Genomic DNA, 25,691 nt, shown 5'->3' on the forward strand with positions numbered 1-25,691 from the left:
TGCTGATGGTACTATAACTGAAAATCTACTCCCTATATAAAATTTATACAAGGAGTAGATCTTTCAAACAAACAAATGATTATTTTAAGAACGTTCAGATATTAAAAATACCATTTGATCCAGGTAGTGTTTAACCACTGTGGACGGCTGGTGTTGTTAAATGCACCCCAACCACCTGTAGTAGCAGGAGACGAACTTACAGGAACAAGGTTAAGTTGGTTGTTGTTATTGTTTAGGTAAGGCTGAGTAATTTTAGCGAAACCGTTGCTGTTTGTAGCAAATACGTTCCTTCTGTTACCGGCACCGTCAATTTTGCTGTTTAAAGTAGTAGGAGTAACTGATGTTGTGAAAGCAGAAAGGATGTTGTTTTGTACTTTAGATACAGTAGCAGTACCGGCGATGAAATCATCGGAAGTAGTATCAAAGTTGATAGCCTCACGGTAACCTAAGAAGATAGAATTATATAACTCAATCTCAGCACCACGACGTACACGGGCAGCATACAGGTAACCAGGAGCAGCCCAGGTGTTAAGTGATTGTGCACCAATGATAGTTAAGTTGCGCAGTATCGGGTGAGTTTTTGGAGTAAGAGCGAAAGTACCGTCTTCAGCCGGAGCATTGTTGTCAGCTTCGATACCGTTTGAATCGCTGTTTGCCCCGCTTGCGCTATGAGTAGCGTAAACGTCACCAACTGCTACTGCGTACTGTATAGTACCGCTGTAACCGTTGTCAAAATCAAAAGCGTCGTCATCGCAAGCTACTGATACCAGGTAAGTGCAGTTTACAGTACCGCCGAAGAACTCGAAAGAGTCGTCTTTACCGTAAGATACTTGTACGTGATCAACAGTAGTACCGCTACCAACTCCACCGAAGGTGATACCGTTAACTTCGTTACCTTCTGAAAGGATGTAACCACCAAACTCAACACGTACATATTTCAATATACCTGAAGAGTGGTTAGCTACGTTACCACCAAACCTGTTGTCAAACGGTTCGATAGCGCTTAAGCCTTCGATAGTTTTGTTAGCAACGTTAACCGGAGCCTGACCTAAAAGGATCAAACCACCGAAATCGCCGGGAGCAGCATGAGTGAAAGTGTTACCGTCAACAAGGTTTTTGCTGGTGAAGATGATAGGTGCAGAAGAAGTACCTGTTGCATTGATAGCACCATGACGGCAGATAACAAGTGTACCTGGTTTGTTGTTAGCGTCAACTAAACCAACGATAACCGTACCTGGTTCGATAGTAAGGGTTGCGTTATCAATTGCAACTATACCTTGCAGGTACCATACTTTGTCGGCAGTAAGCGTTCTGTTTGTGCTGATGTTGCCCGAAATAGTGTCTTTTGGGAGTGCGCTTTGAGCGTAATCAACAGCTTTAGGATCAACCTGGTTTGAGTTACCTGCAGGCTCAACATTTTTTGCTGATTCTTTTTTACAGCTGCTTACTGCAAGTGATGCTACAGCAGCGCTAAGGATTAAAAACTTTTTCATGATGAATTTTTTGACAATTAGTTTTTGTGTGGTATAGTTTATTGTTTGTTTGTTTGCGTATTTATTGCTTGTTAGAATGTATAGCTGAATGACATGGTGAATGTGCGTCCGTACTTCCTCCTGAAGGTGATAAAGTCACCCTTTTCATAATTATCGGTGAAGCCGGGGCGCAGCGCCTGCCCCTTTGTGGGATCGGCCGGGTCTATATAATCGTAGCTGTTCTGACTATTATAAAAGAAGTTAACGTTGTTAAAAAGGTTACCCAGGTTGAAGCGTATTTTCCCTTTTTTTCTGAAGACGTTTGCGTTAAGTTGTATGTCAGTTTGGTCATACGGTGCCTCGTACTCATTAAGGCTTATATTGTTGGTAAGGATAAAGAATTTACGGCCCGAATGGTTGTGCACGATGTTAAGCCCGAAAATTTCACCGTTATACTCAAAGCCGGCGTTTAAAAGAAACGGTGTTTGGCCGTACAGCGGACGTGTTTGCCTGTCGGTTTCATATTGCAGCTGATACAGTAGCGGATCATTCTCTGGGTCTATTTGTACAGCGCGCGGGGAATAAACCGCCTCTACTTTTGAACGCAGAAAGGTTACGTTGCTAAAAACGGTAAACTGTTGCAGTATAGGCAGGTCGTCATTTATAAAACCAAGTTTCTTTCTCACCTCGGCTTCTAAACCGTAGCTTTTGGCCCAATTGCTGTTATTGTATATATACAGCGCCTGCGCGTTTTGCCTTACGAGCTCTAACGGACGGTCGAGGTATTTATAGAATGCACCGACAGACAGCACTTCGCCCGAACCCGGGAACCACTCAGCACGAAAATCGTAACTGCTGGTTTTTGTACTTACCACTATACTTCCGGTAACGTCAGCCTGCAGGTCGGCGTTAAAGTTGCTTGATAATGAGCGTTCGTTAAACTCAGGCCTTACCATTGATTGTGAATAAGCCGCTCTTAAGTTTATCTCATCGGTAAGTGAGTAGGTTAAGTTTGCCGACGGCAGAAACTGCCACTCTTTATCCCTGTCACGCTCGCTCGGAACAAGCTTTACACCGGGTTGAAATAGCGAGTTAACTGATGATATGGCATCATCAATCAGAAACAGCTTAAAATACTCGACACGCAAGCCACCTATAAATCTCAGCCTGCCCCAAAACTTTTGGTCAAGCATGGCATAACCTGCATGAAACTTCGATGTTCCCTGGTATTCATTCAGGCCGAAGGGGTCAACCTGGTAGACCAATTTACCGGGGCCAAACAGCTCATCATTGTACACATCCTCAAGTTGAAACTTTGAAGAGTTAAATTCGGCAGCGGCAGCAGCGGTTGTTGGCCGTAAATAAGCAGTAATAAAGCTGTTTTCCTGTTTTTTGCTAAAGCCGATATAGCCTATTTTAAGGATATTAGCAAAATCGCCCTCTTTTATAATATAACGTGATGCCGACGTCATCCAGTTATAATCGGTTTGCTTCAGGTTAAAAGTTTGCCTTGATGCAGGAAATACCGTAGCACCGTCGGCATCTACAATGTCGTGGAAATAGCTTCCATATTGCTGGTTATCGTTTTCCAGCTGCCTGCGCAACATATCTTTGCGCTGACGGTCAATAGTAGTACGGCTTATATCCCAATTTACCTTTACGGTGCCTAATTGATGCTCGCCCTGTAATTTGTTTTGTAACAGGCTTAAAAAGTCGGGCTCGGTAACAATACGTTCGGTTGACGGCGCATACTGCGGGCCAATGAATACGCCCCCCCTGTCGTTATCGTAACCAAAAACATCCGTAAGCGGATTGCTGAATATCCTGCTATAACTGTTACGTAGGCTTATCTGATTTTTTTTACTGCGGTAACCAAGGTTAAGTATGCCACCAAATGTGGTATTGAAATTATACACCTTCCCTGAACCGGCAGGAACCCTAGCCTGGTCAAATGCGGTGTTCTGTTCAGGTGTGATCAGAAACAGGTCGCGTTTGTTTAATATCTCGGTTATGGTTTGGGTATTGCGGTAGTTTACAGAAGCTATAAAACCTATACGTTCACTCGGATTTTTTAAGTTATACGACTGGCCCAACGACAGGGTATAATTTCGATTCGGGTTGGCTTTGTACCTGTAAAGGTTCCAGTTATTGGTAAACTGGCGGCTAAAGGCAAAATCCTGTTCGGTAAATTCGGCATTGTTACCCGACGAGGCGTTGCCATCAGTCACGCGGAAATATCCGGCCATTTTGCGTGTACCGTCGTCAAAACCCCAGTAATCATACTTGCCGCGTTTGGTTGAAAGGAAATCTTTACCGGTTGATTGATCGTTTATACCTGTACCAACCGAAAAGTTGACGAAGTTTTTTGTAGGAATATCACGCGTATTAACTTGCACCAAGCCACCTGCAAAACCAACAGGTAAATCAGGTGTAACAGTTTTTACAACGGTTACTCCTTCAATCATTTCCGAGGGTATCAGATCGAACGAGAAGTTACGGCGCGAATAATCGGTACTTGGCAGCGGGGTACCGTCAAGCGTGGCTACGTTATAACGCTCAGATATACCGCGCACAATAACATACTTGTTATCAAAAGTTGAAAGGCCGCTTATACGCTTAAGCGACTGACCTACGTTGACATCTGGGGTTTTGGCAATCTGCTCGGCCGAAATACCGTTGGTTATGGTAGCCGAATTTTTTTGTTTGCTGTAAAGCCCCTCAGTTGATGATTTGTTGTATGACGATGTAATTACTACTTCCTTAAGGTTATTGGTTTGCGGCTTAAGCGCTATGTTTAACGAGGTAACTTCGCCTGCTTTAACCACAACGTCGGTTATCCGCTTGGTTTCGTATGATATAAAGCTGATTTCGACTACATAAGTACCGGGCTTCATGCTGAAAGAAAAGGTACCGTCGATACTGGTTTGCGCGCCGGTGGTTTGGCCCACAATTTTTACCGTAGCCCCGGGAAACGATACGCCTTTTTCGTCAACCACACTGCCCGCTATACGCCCGTTAGCCTGAAAAAATGCCGCGCCAAAATTTTCACCTGCGCTACCCAACACACACAGCGGCAACATAACAACTGCCGCTAAAACAACCGCCTGTTTATTAAATTTTGTGAGTAAGCTTTGGAAGTAAAAAAACAGCATAGATTGTGGTTATGTGATGATGATTTAAAGGCCTTATTAATATTATGTTTATGTATGTATTATAGCTTACATGCATCACAAAGTAAGGGAGGTAAAATATCTAAAGCATAAAAAGCCTGTTAACATTTCGTTATAAATCAACACGTTAAAAGACAAAAACTGCATTGGTATAAAAAACAAATTATGCCATTGTTAATACCACGTACATATATTATAATATTTTACTTAAAAGAAACCTGCGCAAATACCAGGGCACACAGCACCAGTTATGCAGGCGCCATGCACATGCACCAAAAGCGGCGGTAGCTTTGGTTATCTGTTAATAAAAACAGGGTAATTTTAGCTTGCCGAGGCTTGCAAAGCCGGTGCTGGGGTCTGTGTAAATTTCCTGTTCAGGGCGCGAAGCAGGGGCATTTCAATGTACAGGTGTATAAACACGCCAACAAATACGGTTATAACTACCATTATTAAAGCCACTACCACCGGCGGCAGGCTGATGTGCAGCATTACGGCAGCCTTTAAATACATGCGTACAGTAGCACCGTAAAGTGTTTGGTGGAAAAGATAAATCGCGTAAGACGCGTCGCCTATAAGCAGCAATACAGCTGGGTAGCGCGCGTTTGGATAGCCTATATCGGCATCAACGGCAACGTAAGTGAACACGGCGAACGAAATACCCAATATCAGCACTGTTAATAAGTCGCGATCAATTTTAAGACCGTCGAGCTTAATGGTTAAGATAGCCAATACAAACAAAACGGGCAGCAGGACATATAATAGCTTAACCGGAATTTTTATCCGCTTTATAAACAGCCATGCAACCACGCAGCCCATCATAAATTCAAGTATAATCGGATTGAGCAGGAAATCAATATAAAAATTATCCCACCTAAAAAACAGAGCGTTGGTTGTAATTAATGTTAACCATGCTACCGTGACTATACGTGTTAAATAGTAACCGCCAGCTATACACATGCCAAACACCAGGTAAAACAGCATTTCGTAAGACAATGTCCAGGCTACGCCTACCAGGTACATGCCTTTTTGTGGTATAAGCACGAATGATTGCAGCAGCGAGCCTAATATATAAGGAGAGGTAAGGTCCATAGTGAGGCCTGTACTTTTCAGACGGTTAGGGGTCATGAAAACAAAGATGACTACCGACAGGATTGCGATAACCCAGTACAGCGGATAAATGCGAATAATGCGTTTTGTAAAAAATCTACGCCAGTTGCCTTGCAGCTTTATATCATTATAATGTACCCAGGTAATAATAAAACCACTCAGCACAAAAAAGAAATCAACCCCTGCTACACCGAATTGAAAAATGTTATTAAAAAGCGTATAGTTAAAATGCTGATTGATGTGCGCTATTAAATGATAAAGTATAACCACCAAAGCGGCTATAGCCCTAAGCACCTGTATCAGCTTAAATTTCATAAACAGGTTGCTCTTCGGCAACAGGTACCTGGTTAAATATAGTGCGGATGAATGCCGCTATGGTAAACTGCTGCGCCTTATCAAAAGCGTTGGCCCTTATGCTAGCCATTAATCCCGCATCGGCGGTTATCTTGATTAATTTGTTATAAAAATCCTGCTCGTTATTGTCGGCAAAGGCAATGTCAACCTTATGGGTAAAAATAAATGGCAACGAACCTACCCTGCTGCTCAGCACGTTTATACCGTTAGCCATGGCTTCCAGTATCACCCGAGGCGACCCCTCGGAAATGCTCGAAAAGCAGAAAATATCGTGTGTGCGCAGGTAGCCGGTCAGCTCGTCGCGGCGCGAGGCATGGGGTTTAAAATCAACTTTATCGGCTATTTGCAATTGGACGGCGAGCGATTTTAGTTGTTCTTTACACTCACCTTCGCCAACAATGGTTAGCGTGGCGCCCGGTTTATCGGCCAGTAAAAGTTTAAAGGCTTTTATTATAACGTCGATGTTTTTCCATTTGCGCAGGTAGCCAATATGCAACAGCTTGACGTTAGCGGTATCAATTTGCTTATACTCATCGAAATAAAAGTCAGACTCAACCAGGGTTGACGATATAACCGCCGTGGCATTAACGCCCTGCTTGCACAGGTTTTCTTTTATATGATGCCCGTTGGTAAATACTTTTGCTCCCTTGCATGCCCATACGTATAAACTATGTTCGGGACGGAACAGAAACAGCAGCAAATTCTTTTTAAATGTACTTAGCTCCGGGTTCAGTTTAGTTACTTCAAGCGGATAACCTACAAAGTGGATAGTGCGATCAGCATCCTTAAAAAACAACTTGCTTAACCAGCCAAATGGTACCGGGTACCGTACATACACTTTGTCAAAGTGCTTATGCAGCCTCTTGTAAGCATTGTAATAACTGCCTATATGTTTTATGGCTCCGGCATAGCTATAGTTGCTGTTAGGTAGTTCATATACCGACAAATTAGTAAACTCTTCCAAAGAGAAAAGTTTATCGTCACCCCCATCGGCTATTTTTTTTACCGGTGATATCAGGCAGATATGGCTGTAGTACTTTACAATTTGCTGTAGGTATATCCAATGCGTGTAGGGCAAAAAGTATTTACCGTTTTGCTTGTGTACCACCCAGGCATGTATAAGCAGCTTTTCCATTTAGTTGATATTTATTAGCTGATGATTTTGTAGGGGAATTGTGATAGCGTCATCGGCATACACCGGTTTATGAAACCTTGGCGGATTGCCTATATACACCCCATTTGCCGCAAGACTTTTGGCTACTACGGTGCCGGCGCCCACTATTACATCGTTATAAATGGTAACGTTGCCAAGTACACGCACATCACAGCCTATCCAAATATTGTTATGCAAATGCACAGGTTGTTTAATACAGGGGTTAAGGCGTATGGGCAAATTTCTGTCGGCCCAGGTATGGGTGAAGCTAATTATTGAGCAGTTATGGGCTATTGACACATTATCGCCAATTTCAACATGGCCGAAGCCCTCTATGTACGAGTTTTCGTGCACGCTAACACCTGACCCAAAAACAATGTTATCCCAATGCTTAATGGTAACGTTGGCACCAATAATAACCTTTTGACCAACACGCATGCACAGGCGCTTTAACACGCAATACCTGATGCCGTAAAATAACTTGTGCGAATAAGGCTTCACCATATCATAAATAAATATTACCACGGCGCGGGGCAGTACTTTTAATATTAACGATACCAGTTTTACCATGGGAGATGTGTGATAAGCGTACCTTAACAGCCGGTAAAATTAAACGCCGAATATTACCAACCTCAGCCCTGCCGGTTAAATTATTGTTAATTATACAAAATGCATTTGTTTAAAAATCAGTTAAATACCATCTAAAACACTTGTTTAAACGGCTCTTAAATCACAATGATTAAACAGCGTTGACATACCGATAACATTGAACATTTTACTTTGACCCGGCTTAAACAACACAATTATGGTTAACGAAGAAATAATACAACAACTGAATATTATTTTCAGGCAGGTGTTTGATAATAACGACATTTCTGTTGATGAAACAACCACCGCTGCCGACCTGGAAGACTGGGATTCGTTAAATCATTTGCAACTGGTTGTGGCTATTGAAAAACACTACCACATAAGATTTACCGCCGCACAGGCTCAAAACTGGAGCAACGTGGGCGATATTGTTGCCGCTATTATACAAAAGCAAGCAGTTTCTTAAAAAGCCCTTGTTATGTTTAACCATCCGGAAGCCATACTTAACGAAATTGCTGCCCGCAACCCCAAACACGAAGCGCACCTACGCGAAAGCCTTACCGGGCTTGGCGACTGGTACGAACAAAAAGCGGCTGATTTTTTAGGCAGATATTCAGTTTACCTCGAAAACAGCGGCAGGCAGCCCGATTATGGTGTACACTGCTACATGGAAATGGTGACCCACATGCGCGAAGAGCGGATGGAGTTTATACGCAGCGGCAAATATTCAAACAGTTCGTTTGCCGAAGTGGAGCAGCAGGTATATTCAAACCCCGAAATAATGAATATACACATGCACGGGTTGGTACTTGCCCAGTTTATGTGGTACGATCAGTTTCAGCGATTTCTGTTCTTCAGCGGAAATCTGCCGAAATATGCCGCAGGTGCGCAAAACTACCTTGAAATAGGCGGCGGGCATGGCTTGTATATTTACGAAGCTTTTGAACTGCTTAAAGATGTTAAACAGTTTGATATGGTTGATATCAGCGAAAGCTCAATTAATCTGGCCAAAGGCATTTTGAATAACGACAGCATCAATTACTACCACAAAAATCTTTTTGATTTTGATGCGAGTGTAAAGTATGATGTGATAACCATTGGCGAAGTGCTGGAACATTTGGAAGCCCCCGACCAGATGCTTAATAAAATAACAGAGCTGCTTACCGGTAACGGCGTATGCTATGTTACCACCCCGGTTAACGCGCCCATGATTGACCATATTTACCTGTTTAACAATACAGATGAGATACGCGAATTATTCGACCGTTGCGGGCTGCACATACTGCAAGAAACCATTGCCATAACCGACAACAAACCGTCAGCCTATGCCGAAAAATATAAAATTCCGATAATGTACGCCGCCTTTGTAGCTAAAAAGTAGTGAAAACACGCCTGTCAATCCTATACTCGTGTTTTGTACGCATGGCCACCATTTGGTTGCCTGATGTGCCTGTGTTTATGTATTTCCGTGGATTTTTGTATTCACTGATGATGAAGCATTGCGGTAAGAATTTCCTCGTACCTTCAACAGTCATTATCAATTCGCTAAGCGGTCTTTGGGTGGGCGATAATGTAGGTTTTGGTCATCGCACTATTATTATAGCTACCGATCTTACTATTGAAGACGAAGCCATTATCGGCCCAAACTGCCTTATTTCTGGCGGCAATCATACTTTTCAGGGTAGGTCGTACCGTTTCGGGCCACATGCGGCCAAGCCCGTGATAATAAAAAGTGGTTCGTGGATATGCGGCAACTGCGTGGTAACTGCCGGCAGCATATTGCCCGCACGTTCGGTACTTACGCCTGGTTCGGTACTTACCAAGGCGTTTAAAAAGTCTGACAGTATTTACTCCGGTCAGCCCGCAAAATTTGTGGTAGAAACGCATAACGAATTGCCCGCCGACCTGCAGCCAACAACTTAATCCTACAAGGCAATGAACATCCCCGATTTCAATCATTTGAAAAGAAACCTGAAAAAGGTGGTTACCGGCATGCCGACCCTACGCATGGCCATACTGGCTGATATGGCCTCGCAATTCATAACACAGGCAATAAAAGGCTACGCCATTGAATACGGCGTTAACTTTGTGGTTTTTGAGGCCGATTATAACCAAATTGACCGTCAGATACTCGACCCTAATTCGGAACTTTACGAATTTGCACCTGATTATGTACTGATACTTCGCGGTACCGAACGTTTAACTAAGCAGTTTTATAAAGCTGATGCGAAGACAACTTTTGCTGATGCTCAGCTTGGCTATACTGAAAATTTACACCAAACCATTTTAAGCAGCATAAGCCATTGCCGCGTTATTACCAATACATTTATTGAACTTAATGATGCTGTATTTGGCAATTATGCTGCAAAAGTACCCTCATCGTTGCCGTTTCAACTGAAAAAATTAAACCTTGGGTTGATGGAACTGGCGCAAATCAATAAAAACCTTTTTTTGGTTGATATTGACGCGTTGGTAACGCATCACGGTTACCGTTACACCTTCGATAGTAAAATATATGTGGCTGCAGATATGGTTTTCAGTATCGATTTTTTGCCGGTGCTTGCCAAAAACATCTGTGATGTGATACTTTCTATACATGGCAAGTTTAAAAAATGCATCATCCTCGATCTTGATAACACTACCTGGGGTGGCATCATTGGCGACGATGGTATGGAAGGCATTCAGATTGGCGATCTCGGCACAGGCAAAATATTCTCTGAACTGCAACTGTGGATAAAACAGCTTAAACAACGCGGGATAATAGTAGCCGTATGCAGCAAAAACACCGAAGAAATTGCACTGGAACCTTTTAAAAATCATCCCGAAATGGTGCTGCGGCTTGAGGATATTGCTGTATTTATGGCAAACTGGGAAAATAAAGCTGATAACATTCGCGCCATTCAAAGCGTACTGAACATTAACATGGATGCTATTGTTTTTATTGATGATAACCCGTTTGAACGCGAACTGGTAAAAAAGGAAATACCCGGCATTACCGTACCTGATATGCCCGAAGACCCGGCCGAATACCTGTTGTTTCTGAAAAAGCTGAACCTGTTCGAAACGGCATCGTACACCGAAGGCGACGCGCAGCGCACACAGCAATACCAGGAAGAAGCCAAACGCACCATAAAAATGCAAAAGTTTGCCAACGAAGATGAGTTTTTGGCAAGTCTTAACATGAAGTCGGTAGTGGCGTCGTTTAATAGTTTTACTATTCCGCGGGTGTCGCAACTGTCACAACGCTCAAACCAGTTTAATTTACGCACGGTAAGGTACACCGAAGAGGAACTGAATGCTATGGTAAACAGCGACAGCTATTTTACCTATTCCTTCACCCTTACCGATACCTTTGGCGACAACGGCCTGATATCCTTTGCTGTGCTGAAAAAAATTAACGACGATATTCTTTTTATAGAGAACTGGGCCATGAGCTGTCGTGTATTAAAACGCGGTATGGAACAGTTCATTATTAATTGCATTGTAGCCGATGCTCTTCAAAATGGCTTCAGTAAAATACAGGGTGAATATATTCCCACAGCAAAAAACATGATGGTAAAGGAGCTTTACCAGTCGCTACACTTCATATCAAATGAAAACTTTTGGGAGCTTGATATAACGACTCCATACACAGGCAAAAAGTTTTATATTAAAAGAGTATAGTTTGGCAACGTTATGCTTAGCGGAGCTGTAGAAATAGCCCCTGACGTCCTTTCCAGCCAGCCCATTTGCTAAATTCATAATTGTCAGTCATAAATGATAGTCTCTCCAATGACTCAAGAATAAATTGCAAGATTTGTTGTTAAGCGGCGACCTTGACACTACCAATCACAGCGACATCAAACAAAAAAAGAACCGCAAACTGCCATACTTGAAGGAATTTAGTGGAGGTTTCTACACATCAAAGTTGGAGGCATCGACACTTTGCCGAACAAGGCATTAAAAATTTTACGCCGCCAAAGTTGCACCAAAATGCTGGTTGTAAGAAGAAAGACATTTCGTAAGTTCGATCTACCTAGAAAATCTTTCTTTTGACGGCTCGGAAACTCTACTACTCTCATCATTGAGACAATCTGCGGTTTAATAGGGTCAAGGCGGTTTGTGAGTGAAAAATTAAAGGCAAATCGATTAAGGGTCTGATTTGCCTTTAAGGTAGTACTTAGTGGAGATTTCTCAAACTACTTCCTTACGAATTTACACCACCTTGCATTGTAAATGGTTGATTAGAATATCAACGGGTTCAGCGTTTTAATAGATCTTAGTACTTTTTAAAAAACAAATTTTTTAAGATTTCGGAAGGGAATTGCGGCAATTTCCTAGCAAGTACGCCAAATTCCTATTTAACAAAACATGCAAAGTTGTTGAGCTGTTAAGCCAATCAAGCGCCAATAGCAGGATCGGTAAAGCCATGTTTGCCGGTTTCAATGCGCCCTGCAAAACGTCGTACAAAAGCATCGTACCATCAATAGCAATACCTAGATCATACCAGTGGTGGCTGTGTTGAAGATTGATGATTTTATTGATCCATTGTCCGGGTTTAAGTATGAACTTTGTGAGTTGACCGTATATATGACAGGTCGGCTACAGTGATATAATATCCTCTTTGTTTACTCAAATCATGAAACTCTATCTCAAGATTGCCGGCTTTGTTATAAATAAGATTAACATGTAGTTCAGGGTCGTTTTTATCCCCTTTAAACTGCCGGAAAAACCGTTTGGACCGTTTAATACCAAATGATATATGCTGTTTTCAAAATTGTTAAAATATCATTCGTAACTAAATTCGTCCCCTGGTTTAACCGCAAAATTTCATACTCGCATCTGTTTCGTTTTACCGGCTTCGGTGTATGGCGAATGTGCAGCAACATTAAATGGCGCACCGCTTACGGCACCGCATTTCATGGTGATTTTAAAGCTATCGCCTGCTTTATTTAGCTGACCGTTTGCATGCAAATTATACGGCAACGCGCATAACTGCCTTTTGCCTTTTTCCTGCCGGGGAAATGCTTTGTATGAGGCCGGATGATCGTTTATGGTTTTGATTTCCTGCTCGTTTAGCTTTTTATAATTATGCGGCAGTTCTTTAAACTTACTGTTGTAAACTGAAATTGTAACTCAACCTCACCAGTTACACCACAGTTACATTTAAACTGAAGATTAATGTTAAAAAATGAGAACTAATGAGAGATAATATGTGTTTATGAAAGTTAATGCTACTTATTGAAAATCAATTATTTACCGATACAGAACTTGCTAAAGATATTTTCCAGTAAATCATCTGTTGTAACGGTACCTGTAATTTCACCTAAATAATGAAGCGCTTGTTTAATGTCCATTGCTAAAAAGTCGGACGTTATATAACCGTCGATACCGTTAAGAACGCGCAGCAGGGCGTCTTCTGTACGTTGCAGGGCTTCCACGTGACGAATGTTGGTTACCAATGTTTCCTGTCCGGTTAATTGTTCTTTTATCGCGGCATAATAAATCTTGTTTTTCAATTCGTCTATATGCTGCTTTTCACGTGCAGAAACCGGTATTACTGTTTCTGAATGTGGTAATGCTGATAGCTGCTCGGCATTCAAAAGATCAATTTTATTAGCCACAATCAGCATATTTAATCCTTCGCGCTGGAGACTTTCAAGATCAGAATTCAGTTCCTCAATCGTTATTTGTTCAGCATCAAAAACATAGATCAACAAAGCCGACTGGCTGATTTTTTCCATCGTGCGCTCCACCCCTATCCGCTCAATGGCATCGGTAGCTTCCCGTATACCGGCAGTGTCTATCAGCCGAAAGTTGATGCCATTTATATTAAGCACTTCCTCAATTGTGTCGCGCGTGGTGCCGGGGATATGGCTCACAATTGCCCGTTCTTCATTTAACAGTGCATTTAGCAATGTGGATTTACCGGCATTGGGTCTGCCGGCTATCACCGTATTTACGCCTTGTTTAATTACGTTGCCTAACTCAAATGAACGTATAAGCCCCCCAATCACTTTTACTGTATCTAATATTAACTGTTTGAGTTGGTCGCGATTGGCAAATTCTACATCTTCTTCTGAAAAATCGAGCTCCAGTTCAACCAACGAAGCAAACTGTACCAACTGTTCACGAAGCTGGCTTAACTGGCTGCTAAAACCGCCGCGAAGTTGTTGCAAGGCTACCTGCTGCGAGGCTTTTGAGTTTGACGCGATCAAATCGGCAACAGCCTCCGCTTGTGAAAGATCAAGTTGTCCATTTAGAAACGCTCTTAGCGTAAACTCTCCGGGCTTTGCCGCACGTGCGCCACGCTTTATCATCAGTTTGATTATACTCTCCAAAATATAATTTGACCCATGGCACGATATCTCTACCACATTTTCCCGGGTATATGAGCGTGGTGCGATGAATAACGATACCAACACCTCATCAAGTGTAACATCACCATCCACAATATGCCCGAAATGGATAGTGTGCGAAGGCTGTTGGGTTAAGTCTTTCCCCTTGAAAACGCTGTTAGCGATGGTTATGGAATCCGGCCCCGAAAGACGTATAACGCCGATAGCACCCGTTCCGTTTGGTGTGGCCAGGGCCACTATGGTATCTTCAGTATAATTCATTTGTCCATGGTCCATGGACAATAGCCCATGGTATTGAGGGCGTAAAGTTCGTGAAAATATAGGCAAATGCCATGTGTTATCAACAGAGGAGTGTCAAACGGAAAAATTTTCCTTATTTGGCTGTAATTATGATCACTTTTTTTGAAGCTTCGCTTGATGCTGTATCAGTACACCACGTTGGCAACCAATCGCAAAATGAGATGTACTCCCTGTCTGATAATCCTTTGGAATTGCAGGATGAAATTATACCTAACTTGCTAAAACAGTACTTCCTCACCCCTTTTGAGAAAACTAACGAAGTGTATCACCTGATGCACAACAGCGGCGACCTCAACCTGAATGAGATATACAGCTTCGCCACAAAAATTTTTGAAGATGAATCCACCTTCCATGAAACATCTCAGTTGATAGCCAGACACCTGTACAGCGTGTCCAATCACCCTAAAATTAAGGCCGGCGAGATATATGTCGCGCTGTTTCGCCAGGTGCAGATAGAAGGTGAACTGCTTGACGCTATTGGTGTTTTTAAATCTGAAAATAAAGAAACTTACCTGAAAGTGTACCCCGATAAGGGCGGCTTTAGTGTTGATTACGAAGAGGACGGCATTAACATCAACAAACTGGATAAGGGCTGTCTGATATTTAATACCGGCAAGGAAGACGGTTACAAAGTAGCGGTAATTGACAAAGCCGGTTCGCAAGAGGCGGCGGTTTATTGGAAGGACGACTTTTTACAGTTAAAAATCCGCAACGATAATTTTAACCAGACTACCAATGTGCTGGGCGTGTACAAAAACTTCGTTACCCAGAAGCTTGACGAGGAATTTGAAATGGATAAAGCCGATAAGATAGACCTGCTGAACCGATCAATGAAGTATTTTAAGGAGAAGGATACTTTTGATATGGACGAGTTTACAGGTGAGGTAATTGGCAATCCGCAGGCTATTGAGTCGTTCAAAAGCTATAAGGAGCAATACGAGAGCGAGTTTGACATGCCTATTGCCGATAGCTTCGAGATATCGGCCAACGCGGTTAAAAAGCAATCGAGGGTGTACAAAAGCGTATTAAAGCTCGACAAGAACTTTCATATCTACATTCATGGAAACAAAGAGCTGATAGAAAAAGGCTTTGACGACGAGAAGGCTATGAACTATTACAAGGTTTATTTTAAAGAAGAGCAATAGTTGCTAATCACCTTGCCAAGAGGATTTCTCCCTACGGTCGAAATGACAGGTTGCAGGTGTTGACGTCAACAGGGTAAACACCGTCAACACCGTCAACACCGTCAACACCGTTAGCAATGGCTTTATACCATATAATGCGTCAGTGGATGTTACTTTTTCTTTTGCCGGAAAAGAAAAAAATAACCAAAAACAAACCTCGCGGCTGCGCACTGCCGGCCAATGTTACTGCTATAGCACTGTCTCTGCCCTTCCGGCATTACGATGCCGCATCCTTTCAATAAGCGTACGTTAAGGGTTGTCTGGCTCTTTTTCTACTGTTTGCCTTTTTTGTCATGCTGAGGGAACGAAGTATCTGGCGGCGAATGGATCCTTCGCTACACTCAGGATGACACATAAGAGGTAAGAAAATCAGCTTAATCAAAAAATCACAAAAATCAGCGGTTTAGATTCAAATGTCATGCTGAACTTGTTTCAGCATCCCATATACTAAGTGGTAAACTATCCTGTAAGTTTCTGCACAAGCTATCCTACCTAAAAATAAAAAGCCCTTCTCTATAAAAAGAAGGGCTTTAAATATTTGCTTCCCCGGCTCCTGTTTAATGTATCGTCACCAAACAGAAAAGCCCCTCTCCTTTTGAGAGGGTTGGGTGAGGTCTTACAACTCTCTTATCCAGATATTTCTGAAGCTAAGCGGCTCGCTTGGGTCGCCGTGCGATTGTATATAGATAGGGGCCGCGCCATGCTTTCTGTATGATGGCTTGCCAATGTATTGCGTCGGGCCAAGCGGCTCGGTAGCATTTTGTACCAGTACACCATTCAAAAACGCGGTTACTTTGGCCGGAGTTTTTACTGTGCCGTCCTCGTTAAAAGTTGGGGCTGTCCAAACAACATCATACGTTTGCCACTCACCCGGTTTTTTGTTAGGATTGGCTAACGGGGCAAACTGCTTATAAATACTGCCTGCCTGGCCGTTCACATAGGTTTTGTTGTTGTACGAATCCAATATTTGTAGTTCATAACCGTTATCACCGCGGCCAAGTTGCGCCAAAAACAAACCGCTGTTACCGCGCGCTTGTCCGGTACCGGTAATGTTTGAAGGCACCTGCCACTCTAAGTGCAGCTGATAGTTGGTAAATTTGCGCTTGGTTACAATGCCGCCCTCGCTCTTTTTAACGGTGAATATGCCTTTGGCAACCGGCCATGGAGCAGGTTTTGAAGGGTCTTTGTCTGATACCCATTCATCAAGGTTCTTTCCGTCAAATAGTATTATAGCGTCTGAAGGCGCGTCGGTAAACGATTTGCCTGTGGTTACTATTTTTGGTACAGGTTCCCATACCTCGGTATCTTCGGGCTTGTCTTGCGCAAAGGCTGATACGCTGCCAACTGTCAGCAGCATGGCGAAAATTGTTTTATGCTTCACAATATTGTTTTTTAATTTATATAGACAATGTTTTTACGTACGAAATGCTTTCACCAATGCTAACATACGGATCGATATTGGTGAAGTTCTCCTGCTCAACAATAAAGTGCTTAATACCCGCTTTTTGCGCAACGGCAAATATCGACTTGTAGTCAATTGAACCCTTACCTATCTCGGTATTCAGTTCTTTATTCGCCTTATCTGCATCTTTAACGTGCACCAGTTTAAACCTGCCCGGATGTTCAGTAAGCATCTTTGCCGGATCAAGGTTTGAGCGCACCACCCAGTACAGGTCAAGCTCAAGCGTTACCAGGTTAGGGTCGGTTTCTTTCAGCAGTACATCATAAAAGGTAGTACCGTCAACCGGTTTCCACTCAAAGTTATGGTTATGATAACCAAATTTCAGTCCCTGTTTTTTAAGCAATGCTCCGGCCTCATTAAACTTTTTAGCCATGGCTTTGCATTTTTCAGCAGTATCAATCAGGTCGCCGCCCATGGCAGGCAAAATAACATAGGTTTGACCAATGATTTTAGCAGCCTCAATTACCTCGTCCAGATCTTTTGTACTGCCGCTTCTGAAGTATGATTCGATACCGTAGTGACCGCTTGGCGATACCAGTCCGTTAGCTTTCAGCAATTCGCTGTAAGCTTTGGCATCAAGTCCCCAAAAACCGTTTGCCTTGCTGTAACCGTAGGTTTCAACCTCTTTGTAACCTGCAGCCGCAACCTTAGCATGTACACCTTTAACATCTTTCGGCAAATAATCGCGCAGGCTGTAAAGCTGCAAACCAACTTTATTTACGCCTTTTGCCGACGATAGTGACGGTTTCAACAATAAAGCCGCGCCAATCAATCCGGCCTGGCCTAAAAATGTCCTTCTGTTTGTCATTTTGATTTTTATTCGTTTGTATGAGTGATAAATCACCCTTTAGTTTAATCTATAATACAATTTCTGCGTCTTCAGCGTCAACGTCCGGCTGTGTTTCAACATGTTTTTTGTCACGGAACAGCGTAATAAACAGTATCAGTACCACTGCGGCTATACCTGCCGGAATCAGCCATATAGATTGCCAATTGTGCGCATTTTCGCCAATTTTCCAGTTGTCAACAATCGGCCCTGAAATGTACGAGCCGATAAGCATGCCTACACCATAGGTAGCCAGCGTAATAAAACCCTGAGCCGCGCTTTTAAAGCGTTCGCCGGCAAGGTTATCAGTATAAATCTGCCCTGTAACGAAAAAGAAATCGTAGCAGATACCGTGCAGCACAATTCCGCCAATCAGCATATAATAGTTGGTATCGGCATTGCCATAAGCAAACAATACATAACGCACTACCCATGCAAGCATACCAATTGCCAGCATTTTTTTAACGCCAAGACGAACAAAAAACAATGGCATTAATATCATAAACGCCAGTTCAGACGCTTGCCCTAATGATTGTTTTCCGGCGGCAGCTGTCATACCCACTTCATTTAAAAATCTATTAGTGAAATTATAGTAAAAAGCGAGCGGAATACATATAGCTACGGATGCCAGGAAGAAGGTTAAGTACGACCTGTTCTTAAGCAATCCTATAGAATCCAGACCGATAATATCACCTATTGTGGTTTTTTGTCCTTTTTTAGCAGGAGGCGTATCAGGAAGGGTAAAGCTTAGTATGCCTAACAACAACGACGCGCCTGCGGCCATTTTAAAAGTAAGCACCAACTGACCGCTTTGCTCCCAGCCCAGCCAGCCAATAGTTAAACCTGCGATAATCCAACCGGCAGTGCCAAGTACTCTTATAGGCGGAAACTCTTTGCTCGGGTTTGTCATCTGCTTAAAGGCAACTGAGTTTACAAGCGCCAGCGTAGGCATATAAACAATCATATAAGCCAGTATTACCGGGTAAAAGCTTTCAAAGTTGGTTAGCGTGGTAGCATACCAAAGCAATGCCCCGCCCACAAGGTGCAAAACGCCAAGTACACGCTGTGCCGAAAAAAACCTGTCGGCAATAAGCCCGATGATAAAAGGCGCAATGATAGCTCCCCACGATTGGGTGGCGTATGCAACGCCATTTTGCACGTCGGTAGCGTTAAGAGATTTTAAGAAAGTACCAAGCGTTACAAACCATCCGCCCCAAATGAAGAATTCGAGGAACATCATGGCTGATAACTTAATGCGGGTTGTAAGGGTCATTTGTTTGGTTGTTTTGTTTGGTTATTTGCCGCTAATATATGGTTTGCAGTGTGTTTTTACACTGATTTTTAAGAAAGATATGTAAAGATGTTACGTTAATCATTCGGGCGTTCCCTTTCGGGTCAGGCTATCCGCTCATACGCCTGCAGGCCTTAGCCACAGGCCTTTCCGAAGGACTCCTATGGAGTATCCGCTGCTATCCTTAACGCAATTTAACAAAAGTGTCATTGCGAGAAACGAAGCAATCTCTTGACTATACCTTTCATTCTGAACGTAGCGAAGAATCTATTCGCCGACAGATGCTTCGTTACTCAGCATGACAAGTGATTTAACATATGTTGGCACTTAAAGTATGTCATCCCGAATTTATTTCGGGATCCCTCAGGACAAGCAAACGACCTGTCCTGTGGGATGCTGAAACAAGTTCAGCATGACATTCATCTTTTTAAATGATCAATCCAAACCCAGCAGCTTACGGTTGAATGATTCATCCCCTCCGGCAGAAGCAAAATCATCAAACGCGTGTTCGGTTACGTGAATAATGTGGTTCTTGATGAACTCAGCGCCTTCCCTTGCGCCGTCTTCAGGATGTTTAATAGCGCATTCCCACTCCAGCACTGCCCAGCCCTCATAATCGTAAGCAGCCAGTTTGCTGAAGATCGCCTTAAAATCAACCTGACCGTCGCCCAATGAACGGAAACGCCCCGCGCGGTTTACCCAGCTTTGGTATCCGCCGTAAACGCCCTGACGCCCGGTCGGATTAAACTCCGCATCTTTAGCATGGAACATTTTTATACGTTCATGATAGATGTCGATGTAATCCAGGTAATCGAGGCATTGCAGTACAAAGTGCGATGGGTCATATAGTAAACAAGCGCGTTTGTGGTTATTCACTTTCTCAAGGAACATCTCGTATGAAACACCGTCATGAAGGTCTTCACCCGGGTGAATCTCGTAGCAAAGGTCAACACCGTTTTCGTCGAACACGTCCAGTATCGGTTTCCAACGGTTGGCAAGCTCAGTAAAGGCGGTTTCTACCAGTCCGGCAGGGCGCTGAGGCCATGGGTAAACGGTTTGCCATATCAAAGCGCCGCTAAAAGTAGCATGCGCATTAAGACCAAGGTTTTGTGATGCTTTTGCAGCGTATTTTAATTGTTGCACAGCCCACTCCTGGCGTGCTTTAGGGTTGTTGCGGTACTGCTCGGGCGCAAAGCCATCAAACAGTTCATCATAAGCCGGGTGCACGGCAACCAGCTGGCCTTGCAGGTGCGTAGATAGCTCGGTGATCTCAAGACCGTGGCTGTTAACCAGACCTTTTATTTCATCAGCATAGGTTTTGCTTTCGGCTGCTTTTTGCAGGTCAAAATAGCTGTTTGCCCAGCTTGGTATCTGTACACCTTTGTAGCCAAGGCCTGCTGCCCATTTACAAATTTCTTCAAGCGTATTAAACGGTGGTTTCTCACCTAAAAACTGCGCCAGGAAAATACCCGGCCCTTTTATATTCTTCATATCAAATCAAGGTTTATATGGTAAAATCGGTCCATTTTTGATCAGACTTGCCCGAGGCAATCACGTTCTCAACAAAGGCCATCCCGCGCACGCCATCCTCAACACCCGGAAAATCGAGCATTTCAGGCGTAGCAGCAGCTCCTTCAAGCTGAGCTTTAACTGTAAGCGCGAAGTTTTTGTACAGGTTGGCAAATGCCTCAAGGTAACCTTCAGGGTGACCGGCAGGGGCACGCATGTTGGTAGTAACATAGCCGCTGGTGTAGCCGCCGCCTGTACGCCATATTTCAGTTGGCTTATCAAGATATTTTATCAACAAAGTATTTGCAATATCCTGCTGCCACTCGATGCCGCCTTTTTCGCCGTAAACACGAATTTTGATGTTGTTCTCGTCGCCCGCGGCAATCTGGGTAGCCATCAACACGCCGCTTGCGCCGTTGTTGTATTTCAGCAGTACTGCACCATCGTCATCAAGCTTGCGGCCTTCAACCACGATGTTAATATCGGCGTTTAATTTAGTCACCTGCAAACCGGTAACATACTCGCTAAGATTAAACGCGTGGGTTCCAATATCACCCATAGCACCTGCAATGCCACTCTTGCCCGGGTCGGTGCGCCATGATGCCTGTTTGTTGTCTTCGCCTTCAAGGAAAGTGCTTAACCAGCCTTGCGGGTACTCCACATAAACTTTACGCACAGCGCCAATCTTGCCCGAAGCAATAATCTGTCTGGCTTCTTTAACCATTGGGTAACCGGTGTACGTATGCGTTAAGCAGAACAGTTTGCCCGTGCTTTCAACTATTTTCTTTAACTCTTTTGCTTCTTCAAGCGAGAAGGTCATGGGCTTATCAAGCACTACATGAAAACCGCTTTCTAAGGCAAGTTTGGTCGGCTCAAAGTGCACGTGGTTTGGCGTTACTATACTGATCACCTGCACACGTACATTTTCGGGCAGCTGGCTCTCTTTTTCAATCAGTTCTTTGTACGAACCGTACACCCTGTCGGGCGACAGACCAAGCTCTTCGCCGCTGGCTTTGGCTTTTTCAGGATTACTGCTGAAAGCGCCTGCCACCAGTTCGTAGTGGTCGTCGATACGGGTGGCAATACGGTGAATGGCGCCGATAAACGCGCCCTGTCCCCCGCCGATCATTGCTAATCTTAACTTCATATGTTTAGTTTATAGTTGTGATAATGCTTTATACGCCCAGTTTCCAGCCTTCACGGTACTCGCGCTTAACAAACTGGTTTACCTCGTCAAAGTTGGTTACTTTCATGTTCAGGTTGTCCCAGATCAGTTTAATGCTTCTGCCCGGATATTCAGTTTTACCGTCGGCACGTTTGCGCTGAACGTCATGCCCGCGGATAGACAGGTTGGCCATCAGCAAGGCCTCGGTAAGCGGACCGGCCATTTCAAACGGCGAACTCACCTCCATTTTGCCATAACCGGCCAAACAAGCTTCAACCCATTGCGCATAGTGGCCGCTGTCGCCGCCCGGTACACGTTTTATGGTTTGCGGTACGCTTACTTCTTTGGTGCGTGATGTTGGCAGCAACTGCGGATTAACGGCATAAGTACCGGCCATCATTTTTCCTTTTGTGCCGATGAACAGCATACCGTTGCCACCGTCGCCAAACACTTCGTTCGGGCCAAGTTCTTCAGGCCTTTCAGGCTGAATACCGCCGTCCATCCAATGGATGGTTACATCACCTTTGGTTTTCTCGGTTTTAGGGAATGTCAATGTAATATGACTTGATGGCGGGCAGCTTTCAGGGTAGTAAGCTTTGCTGAAGATATCGGTATAAACCGTACCCACGCTTGATTGTACGTCTTTTACATACGAAAGATCCAGTATCCTGAACGGCGCTTCCATCAGGTGACAGCCCATGTCGCCAAGGGCGCCTGTGCCGTAATCCCACCAGCCGCGCCAGTTGAACGGCACCAGTTTTTCAATATAATCTTTGTACGGAGCGGTGCCCAGCCACAGGTCCCAGTCAAGCTCTTTAGGCACTTCTGTTTTTGCGGTTGGCCACGGAATACCCTGAGGCCAAACCGGGCGGTCTGTCCAGCAGTAAACGGTGCTTACATCACCGATAACACCTGCATCAAACCATTCTTTAAGCTGACGTACACCATCGCCTGACGCGCCCTGGTTACCCATTTGGGTTACCACTTTATATTTTTTAGCGGCGGCTGTTAGTACGCGCGCCTCGTAAATGTCGTGGGTAAGCGGTTTTTGTATGTACACATGCTTACGCAATTGCATAGCGGCATAGCCTATAATAGCGTGATTATGATCGGGAGTTGACACAGATACCGCGTCGATATGCTTGTGCTCTTTATCAAACAGTTTGCGCCAGTCTTTATAATACTTGGCTTTAGGAAATGCATTTACAGATTTTTTTGCCTGCCGGTCGTCAACGTCGCACAGATAGGCAATTTCGGCCTTTCCACTTTTGTAAAAGCCTTCTATGTCGCTTGTGCCTTTACCGCCAACGCCAACGGCGGCAACAACCAGCTTATCGCTTGGCGCAATAAAACCTCTGCCGCCTAATACATAGCGTGGTACTATCATGAAACCGGCTGCAGCGGTGGCGCCTGTCTTTATAAAATTTCTTCTCGAGTTGTTTATTGGTTTTTCTTCGCTCATGGGTATGTTTTGGTTAAATGTTTCCTTTGTTTATTTCGTCGACGGCGTAGTTGGCGGCACGGGCTGTTAGCGCCATGTAGGTTAACGACGGATTTTGGCAGGCGGTAGATGTCATGCAGGCGCCGTCGGTAACAAACACGTTTTTGGCAGCATGCACCTGGTTCCACTCGTTCAGGATTGAAGTCTTCGGATCGCGGCCCATACGTGCGCCGCCCATTTCGTGTATATCAAGCCCCGGCGCTTTGCCAATGGCCACGTGTTTTTTTACATTTTTGAAACCTGCCGAAACGAACATCTCTTCCATCTGCTCGAGATAATCAAGCTTCATCTTTTCGTCGTTATCATCGTAATCAACGTTAACACGAAGCAGCGGCACTCCCCAGGCATCTTTTTCCTTATCATCAAGCTTTACATAATTGCTTTCCTTCGGGATGCTTTCGCCCATCATGTGCGAGCCAACGTACCAGCCACTAAGTGTTGGATGAGCCAGGTTGTCTTTAAGCTGTGCGCCAACGCCTTCAGTTTTTGCTTGCTGATACCGGTAAGCGCTGAAACCTGCCGCATAACCACGCAGAAAGTCGGTTTCCTGTTTATACACGTTCCGGAAGCGCGGAATATACCCCCCGCCTGCCGGGTTGCGGCCTTCTGTTTTAAAATCGGTGAAGCCTTCCACTTCGGCACCAACATTGGCTGTGTAGTTATGAAACGCGATGTATTTACCCAATACACCGCTATCGTTACCGAAACCGTTAGGAAAACGCTGCGATGTAGAATTTAGCAGCAGCAAGTTGGTGTTTAATGCCGACGCGTTCACAAATATCACGCGGGCGTAGTACTCAATAACTTCTTTAGTATTGGTATCAATAATTCGTACGCCTGCAGCCTTTCCTTTTTCGTCGTCATAAATAATTGACTGTACTACCGAATGCGGCCGCAATGTAAGGTTCCCCGATTTTAATGCCCATGGTATTGTTGACGAATTACTGCTAAAATATCCACCGAACGGGCAACCGCGCTGGCAAAGCGTACGGTTTTGACAGCCTACCCTTCCCTGCTCAAAATGTATAGGCTGAGGTTTTGACAGGTGCGCACAACGCGCGCTGATAATATGCCGGTTTGGGTACTTCGCTTTTACATGGTCGCTGAAATACTTTTCAACAGTATTTAATGGAAATGCAGGCAGAAATTCGCCATCGGGCAATTCGGGTATGCCATCTTTATTACCTGATATGCCCGCAAATTTCTCTACGTAGCTGTACCACGGCGCAATGTCTTTATAGCGGATAGGCCAGTCGACGGCGAAACCGTCGCGGGCAGGACCTTCGAAATCGAAATCGCTCCAGCGCTGTGTTTGGCGTGCCCAAAGCAGCGATTTACCGCCTACCTGGTAGCCGCGTATCCAGTCGAAGGGCTTTTCCTGTATGTATGGATGCTCGTTGTCTTTTACAAAAAAGTGCTGGCTGTCTTCACCAAAAGCATAGCAGCGCGAAACAATAGGATTCGCCTCGCGGATAGCAAGGGGCATTTCACCGCGATGCTCAAACTCCCATGGGTACATGCTGGTGGTGGGGTAATCAACCACATGCTTTACATCACGGCCGCGCTCAAGCAGCAGGGTTTTAAGCCCACGCCCGGTAAGCTCTTTTGCAGCCCATCCCCCGCTTATGCCCGACCCAACAACAATGGCGTCAAAAGTGCGTTCTTTCACGCTGTCGATATTAAAATTAGCCATGCTTTCCTGATGGTACTTTTGTAGTTTTTTTAACAGGTACGTTTACCAGATACCTGGCAGGAACCAATTCGTACACTACCTGTTTTGTCATGAAATATTGCGATTGGGTATAACCCTGTATCGTTTTGTCTTTTACTATGCGGTAAAACCTGTTTAGCTCGGCCGGTTGATCGTTTTTCTGCTCAAGGCTTGTTAATAAAGTCTCGCGCTGCGCAGCAGGCCATAAAGCGAACGGTTTGCTGTTGGTTTGCGCGGCAAGTTTTTCAAACTGCTCAAGCCCTTTCGCAAATGCGTCCTGATCGGCTTTACTGTAACAATCGTCAAGCATGGTAAGCACAAACAAGTGCAGGTTAAGATCTTTTGCGCCCGGTGTTGTGGTTTTGGGTATGATGGTTTCGCAGATGTTTGCCAGCAGTTTTTCCTGTGCAGGTGTAACGGTTACATTTTTCAGCTGAATCAGCTTCTCGTTACCAGCCAGCAAACCTTTTGGAAACAGCGTCGCGCCGCTCAAAATCAACGCCAGATTCTTTATTGCTATACGCCTGTCCATCAAAATAAGTATCGGGTTTTATCAGCGG

At 44.2% G+C, this 25,691-nt stretch carries 20 protein-coding genes; 6 read left to right on the plus strand and 14 right to left on the minus strand.

What is annotated here, in order from left to right; all coding sequences use genetic code 11:
* Window positions 1-101: 101 nt before the first annotated feature.
* The 5 genes from EOD41_RS12055 to EOD41_RS12075 all read right to left on the minus strand — a co-directional run bounded on the left by EOD41_RS12055 (window position 102) and on the right by EOD41_RS12075 (window position 7,826).
* On the minus strand, window positions 102-1,493 hold the full coding sequence (locus EOD41_RS12055; protein WP_127705172.1) for a hypothetical protein: 1,392 nt from the start codon (window positions 1,491-1,493) through the stop codon (window positions 102-104).
* 71 nt (window positions 1,494-1,564) lie between these two features.
* On the minus strand, window positions 1,565-4,624 hold the full coding sequence (locus EOD41_RS12060; RefSeq protein WP_127705174.1) for a TonB-dependent receptor domain-containing protein: 3,060 nt from the start codon (window positions 4,622-4,624) through the stop codon (window positions 1,565-1,567).
* Window positions 4,625-4,963: 339 nt separating this feature from the next.
* Window positions 4,964-6,064 carry an acyltransferase family protein gene (locus tag EOD41_RS12065; protein ID WP_127705176.1) on the minus strand — a complete coding sequence of 367 codons (1,101 nt, stop codon included), beginning with the start codon at window positions 6,062-6,064 and terminating at the stop codon, window positions 4,964-4,966.
* Window positions 6,054-7,238 (minus strand): glycosyltransferase, encoded by a 1,185-nt coding sequence (locus EOD41_RS12070; RefSeq protein ID WP_127705179.1) that lies wholly within the window; start codon window positions 7,236-7,238, stop codon window positions 6,054-6,056. The genes EOD41_RS12065 and EOD41_RS12070 overlap by 11 nt, the downstream gene beginning before the upstream one ends.
* Entirely contained in the window at window positions 7,239-7,826 is a 588-nt protein-coding gene (locus tag EOD41_RS12075) for an acyltransferase (RefSeq protein WP_127705181.1), read from the minus strand.
* Window positions 7,827-8,061: 235 nt separating this feature from the next.
* Between EOD41_RS12075 and EOD41_RS12080 the strand changes: the two genes are divergently transcribed.
* The 5 genes from EOD41_RS12080 to EOD41_RS12100 all read left to right on the plus strand — a co-directional run bounded on the left by EOD41_RS12080 (window position 8,062) and on the right by EOD41_RS12100 (window position 12,779).
* A complete protein-coding gene (locus EOD41_RS12080; RefSeq protein ID WP_127705183.1) occupies window positions 8,062-8,310 on the plus strand; it encodes an acyl carrier protein in 249 nt (82 codons plus the stop codon).
* Window positions 8,311-8,322: 12 nt separating this feature from the next.
* Window positions 8,323-9,225: a class I SAM-dependent methyltransferase gene (locus EOD41_RS12085; protein WP_127705185.1), complete on the plus strand. Its 903-nt coding sequence runs from the start codon at window positions 8,323-8,325 to the stop codon at window positions 9,223-9,225.
* Window positions 9,225-9,767, plus strand: coding sequence for an acyltransferase (locus EOD41_RS12090; protein ID WP_127705187.1), 543 nt, complete (start codon window positions 9,225-9,227; stop codon window positions 9,765-9,767). Before EOD41_RS12085 ends, EOD41_RS12090 begins: the two co-directional genes overlap by 1 nt.
* Before the next feature lie 12 nt (window positions 9,768-9,779).
* The gene (locus tag EOD41_RS12095; RefSeq protein WP_205780549.1) at window positions 9,780-11,507 is read left to right on the plus strand and encodes an HAD-IIIC family phosphatase; all 1,728 of its coding nucleotides are present in this window, start codon (window positions 9,780-9,782) and stop codon (window positions 11,505-11,507) included.
* A gap of 1,071 nt (window positions 11,508-12,578) precedes the next feature.
* Entirely contained in the window at window positions 12,579-12,779 is a 201-nt protein-coding gene (locus EOD41_RS12100; RefSeq protein WP_127705189.1) for a hypothetical protein, read from the plus strand.
* A gap of 296 nt (window positions 12,780-13,075) precedes the next feature.
* Here EOD41_RS12100 and mnmE read toward each other — a convergent pair whose 3' ends face one another.
* Entirely contained in the window at window positions 13,076-14,443 is a 1,368-nt protein-coding gene (gene mnmE / locus EOD41_RS12105) for a tRNA uridine-5-carboxymethylaminomethyl(34) synthesis GTPase MnmE (RefSeq protein ID WP_127705258.1), read from the minus strand.
* Window positions 14,444-14,571: 128 nt separating this feature from the next.
* Between mnmE and EOD41_RS12110 the strand changes: the two genes are divergently transcribed.
* A complete protein-coding gene (locus EOD41_RS12110; RefSeq protein WP_127705192.1) occupies window positions 14,572-15,627 on the plus strand; it encodes a nucleoid-associated protein in 1,056 nt (351 codons plus the stop codon).
* Window positions 15,628-16,282: 655 nt separating this feature from the next.
* On the opposite strand, the gene EOD41_RS12115 is transcribed toward EOD41_RS12110, so the two are convergent.
* The 8 genes from EOD41_RS12115 to EOD41_RS12150 all read right to left on the minus strand — a co-directional run bounded on the left by EOD41_RS12115 (window position 16,283) and on the right by EOD41_RS12150 (window position 25,663).
* The gene (locus tag EOD41_RS12115; protein ID WP_240663370.1) at window positions 16,283-17,047 is read right to left on the minus strand and encodes a 3-keto-disaccharide hydrolase; all 765 of its coding nucleotides are present in this window, start codon (window positions 17,045-17,047) and stop codon (window positions 16,283-16,285) included.
* Window positions 17,048-17,063: 16 nt separating this feature from the next.
* Window positions 17,064-17,936: a sugar phosphate isomerase/epimerase family protein gene (locus tag EOD41_RS12120; RefSeq protein WP_127705194.1), complete on the minus strand. Its 873-nt coding sequence runs from the start codon at window positions 17,934-17,936 to the stop codon at window positions 17,064-17,066.
* 49 nt (window positions 17,937-17,985) lie between these two features.
* Window positions 17,986-19,227 (minus strand): nucleoside permease, encoded by a 1,242-nt coding sequence (locus tag EOD41_RS12125; protein WP_127705196.1) that lies wholly within the window; start codon window positions 19,225-19,227, stop codon window positions 17,986-17,988.
* 453 nt (window positions 19,228-19,680) lie between these two features.
* On the minus strand, window positions 19,681-20,736 hold the full coding sequence (locus EOD41_RS12130) for a sugar phosphate isomerase/epimerase family protein (protein WP_127705198.1): 1,056 nt from the start codon (window positions 20,734-20,736) through the stop codon (window positions 19,681-19,683).
* Between the two features lie 13 nt (window positions 20,737-20,749).
* Window positions 20,750-21,901, minus strand: coding sequence for a Gfo/Idh/MocA family protein (locus EOD41_RS12135; protein ID WP_240663372.1), 1,152 nt, complete (start codon window positions 21,899-21,901; stop codon window positions 20,750-20,752).
* Window positions 21,902-21,929: 28 nt separating this feature from the next.
* Entirely contained in the window at window positions 21,930-23,381 is a 1,452-nt protein-coding gene (locus EOD41_RS12140; protein ID WP_127705200.1) for a Gfo/Idh/MocA family oxidoreductase, read from the minus strand.
* A gap of 13 nt (window positions 23,382-23,394) precedes the next feature.
* A complete protein-coding gene (locus EOD41_RS12145; RefSeq protein WP_127705202.1) occupies window positions 23,395-25,113 on the minus strand; it encodes a GMC oxidoreductase in 1,719 nt (572 codons plus the stop codon).
* Entirely contained in the window at window positions 25,106-25,663 is a 558-nt protein-coding gene (locus EOD41_RS12150; RefSeq protein ID WP_127705204.1) for a gluconate 2-dehydrogenase subunit 3 family protein, read from the minus strand. The genes EOD41_RS12145 and EOD41_RS12150 overlap by 8 nt, the downstream gene beginning before the upstream one ends.
* Window positions 25,664-25,691 lie beyond the last annotated feature (28 nt).

The sequence above is a fragment of the Mucilaginibacter limnophilus genome, assembly GCF_004005815.1.
GTDB classification, from domain to species: domain Bacteria; phylum Bacteroidota; class Bacteroidia; order Sphingobacteriales; family Sphingobacteriaceae; genus Mucilaginibacter; species Mucilaginibacter limnophilus.

Coding starts and splice junctions, on each gene's coding strand:
- EOD41_RS12110 (WP_127705192.1), top strand. CDS start 14,572: ATGATCACTTTTTTTGAAGCTTCGCTTGATGCTGTATCAGTACACCAC.
- EOD41_RS12140 (WP_127705200.1), bottom strand. CDS start 23,381: ATGAGCGAAGAAAAACCAATAAACAACTCGAGAAGAAATTTTATAAAG.
- EOD41_RS12065 (WP_127705176.1), bottom strand. CDS start 6,064: ATGAAATTTAAGCTGATACAGGTGCTTAGGGCTATAGCCGCTTTGGTG.
- EOD41_RS12120 (WP_127705194.1), bottom strand. CDS start 17,936: ATGACAAACAGAAGGACATTTTTAGGCCAGGCCGGATTGATTGGCGCG.
- EOD41_RS12135 (WP_240663372.1), bottom strand. CDS start 21,901: ATGAAGTTAAGATTAGCAATGATCGGCGGGGGACAGGGCGCGTTTATC.
- EOD41_RS12095 (WP_205780549.1), top strand. CDS start 9,780: ATGAACATCCCCGATTTCAATCATTTGAAAAGAAACCTGAAAAAGGTG.
- mnmE (WP_127705258.1), bottom strand. CDS start 14,443: ATGAATTATACTGAAGATACCATAGTGGCCCTGGCCACACCAAACGGA.
- EOD41_RS12085 (WP_127705185.1), top strand. CDS start 8,323: ATGTTTAACCATCCGGAAGCCATACTTAACGAAATTGCTGCCCGCAAC.
- EOD41_RS12080 (WP_127705183.1), top strand. CDS start 8,062: ATGGTTAACGAAGAAATAATACAACAACTGAATATTATTTTCAGGCAG.
- EOD41_RS12070 (WP_127705179.1), bottom strand. CDS start 7,238: ATGGAAAAGCTGCTTATACATGCCTGGGTGGTACACAAGCAAAACGGT.
- EOD41_RS12150 (WP_127705204.1), bottom strand. CDS start 25,663: ATGGACAGGCGTATAGCAATAAAGAATCTGGCGTTGATTTTGAGCGGC.
- EOD41_RS12060 (WP_127705174.1), bottom strand. CDS start 4,624: ATGCTGTTTTTTTACTTCCAAAGCTTACTCACAAAATTTAATAAACAG.
- EOD41_RS12130 (WP_127705198.1), bottom strand. CDS start 20,736: ATGAAGAATATAAAAGGGCCGGGTATTTTCCTGGCGCAGTTTTTAGGT.
- EOD41_RS12100 (WP_127705189.1), top strand. CDS start 12,579: ATGATATATGCTGTTTTCAAAATTGTTAAAATATCATTCGTAACTAAA.
- EOD41_RS12125 (WP_127705196.1), bottom strand. CDS start 19,227: ATGACCCTTACAACCCGCATTAAGTTATCAGCCATGATGTTCCTCGAA.
- EOD41_RS12075 (WP_127705181.1), bottom strand. CDS start 7,826: ATGGTAAAACTGGTATCGTTAATATTAAAAGTACTGCCCCGCGCCGTG.
- EOD41_RS12145 (WP_127705202.1), bottom strand. CDS start 25,113: ATGGCTAATTTTAATATCGACAGCGTGAAAGAACGCACTTTTGACGCC.
- EOD41_RS12055 (WP_127705172.1), bottom strand. CDS start 1,493: ATGAAAAAGTTTTTAATCCTTAGCGCTGCTGTAGCATCACTTGCAGTA.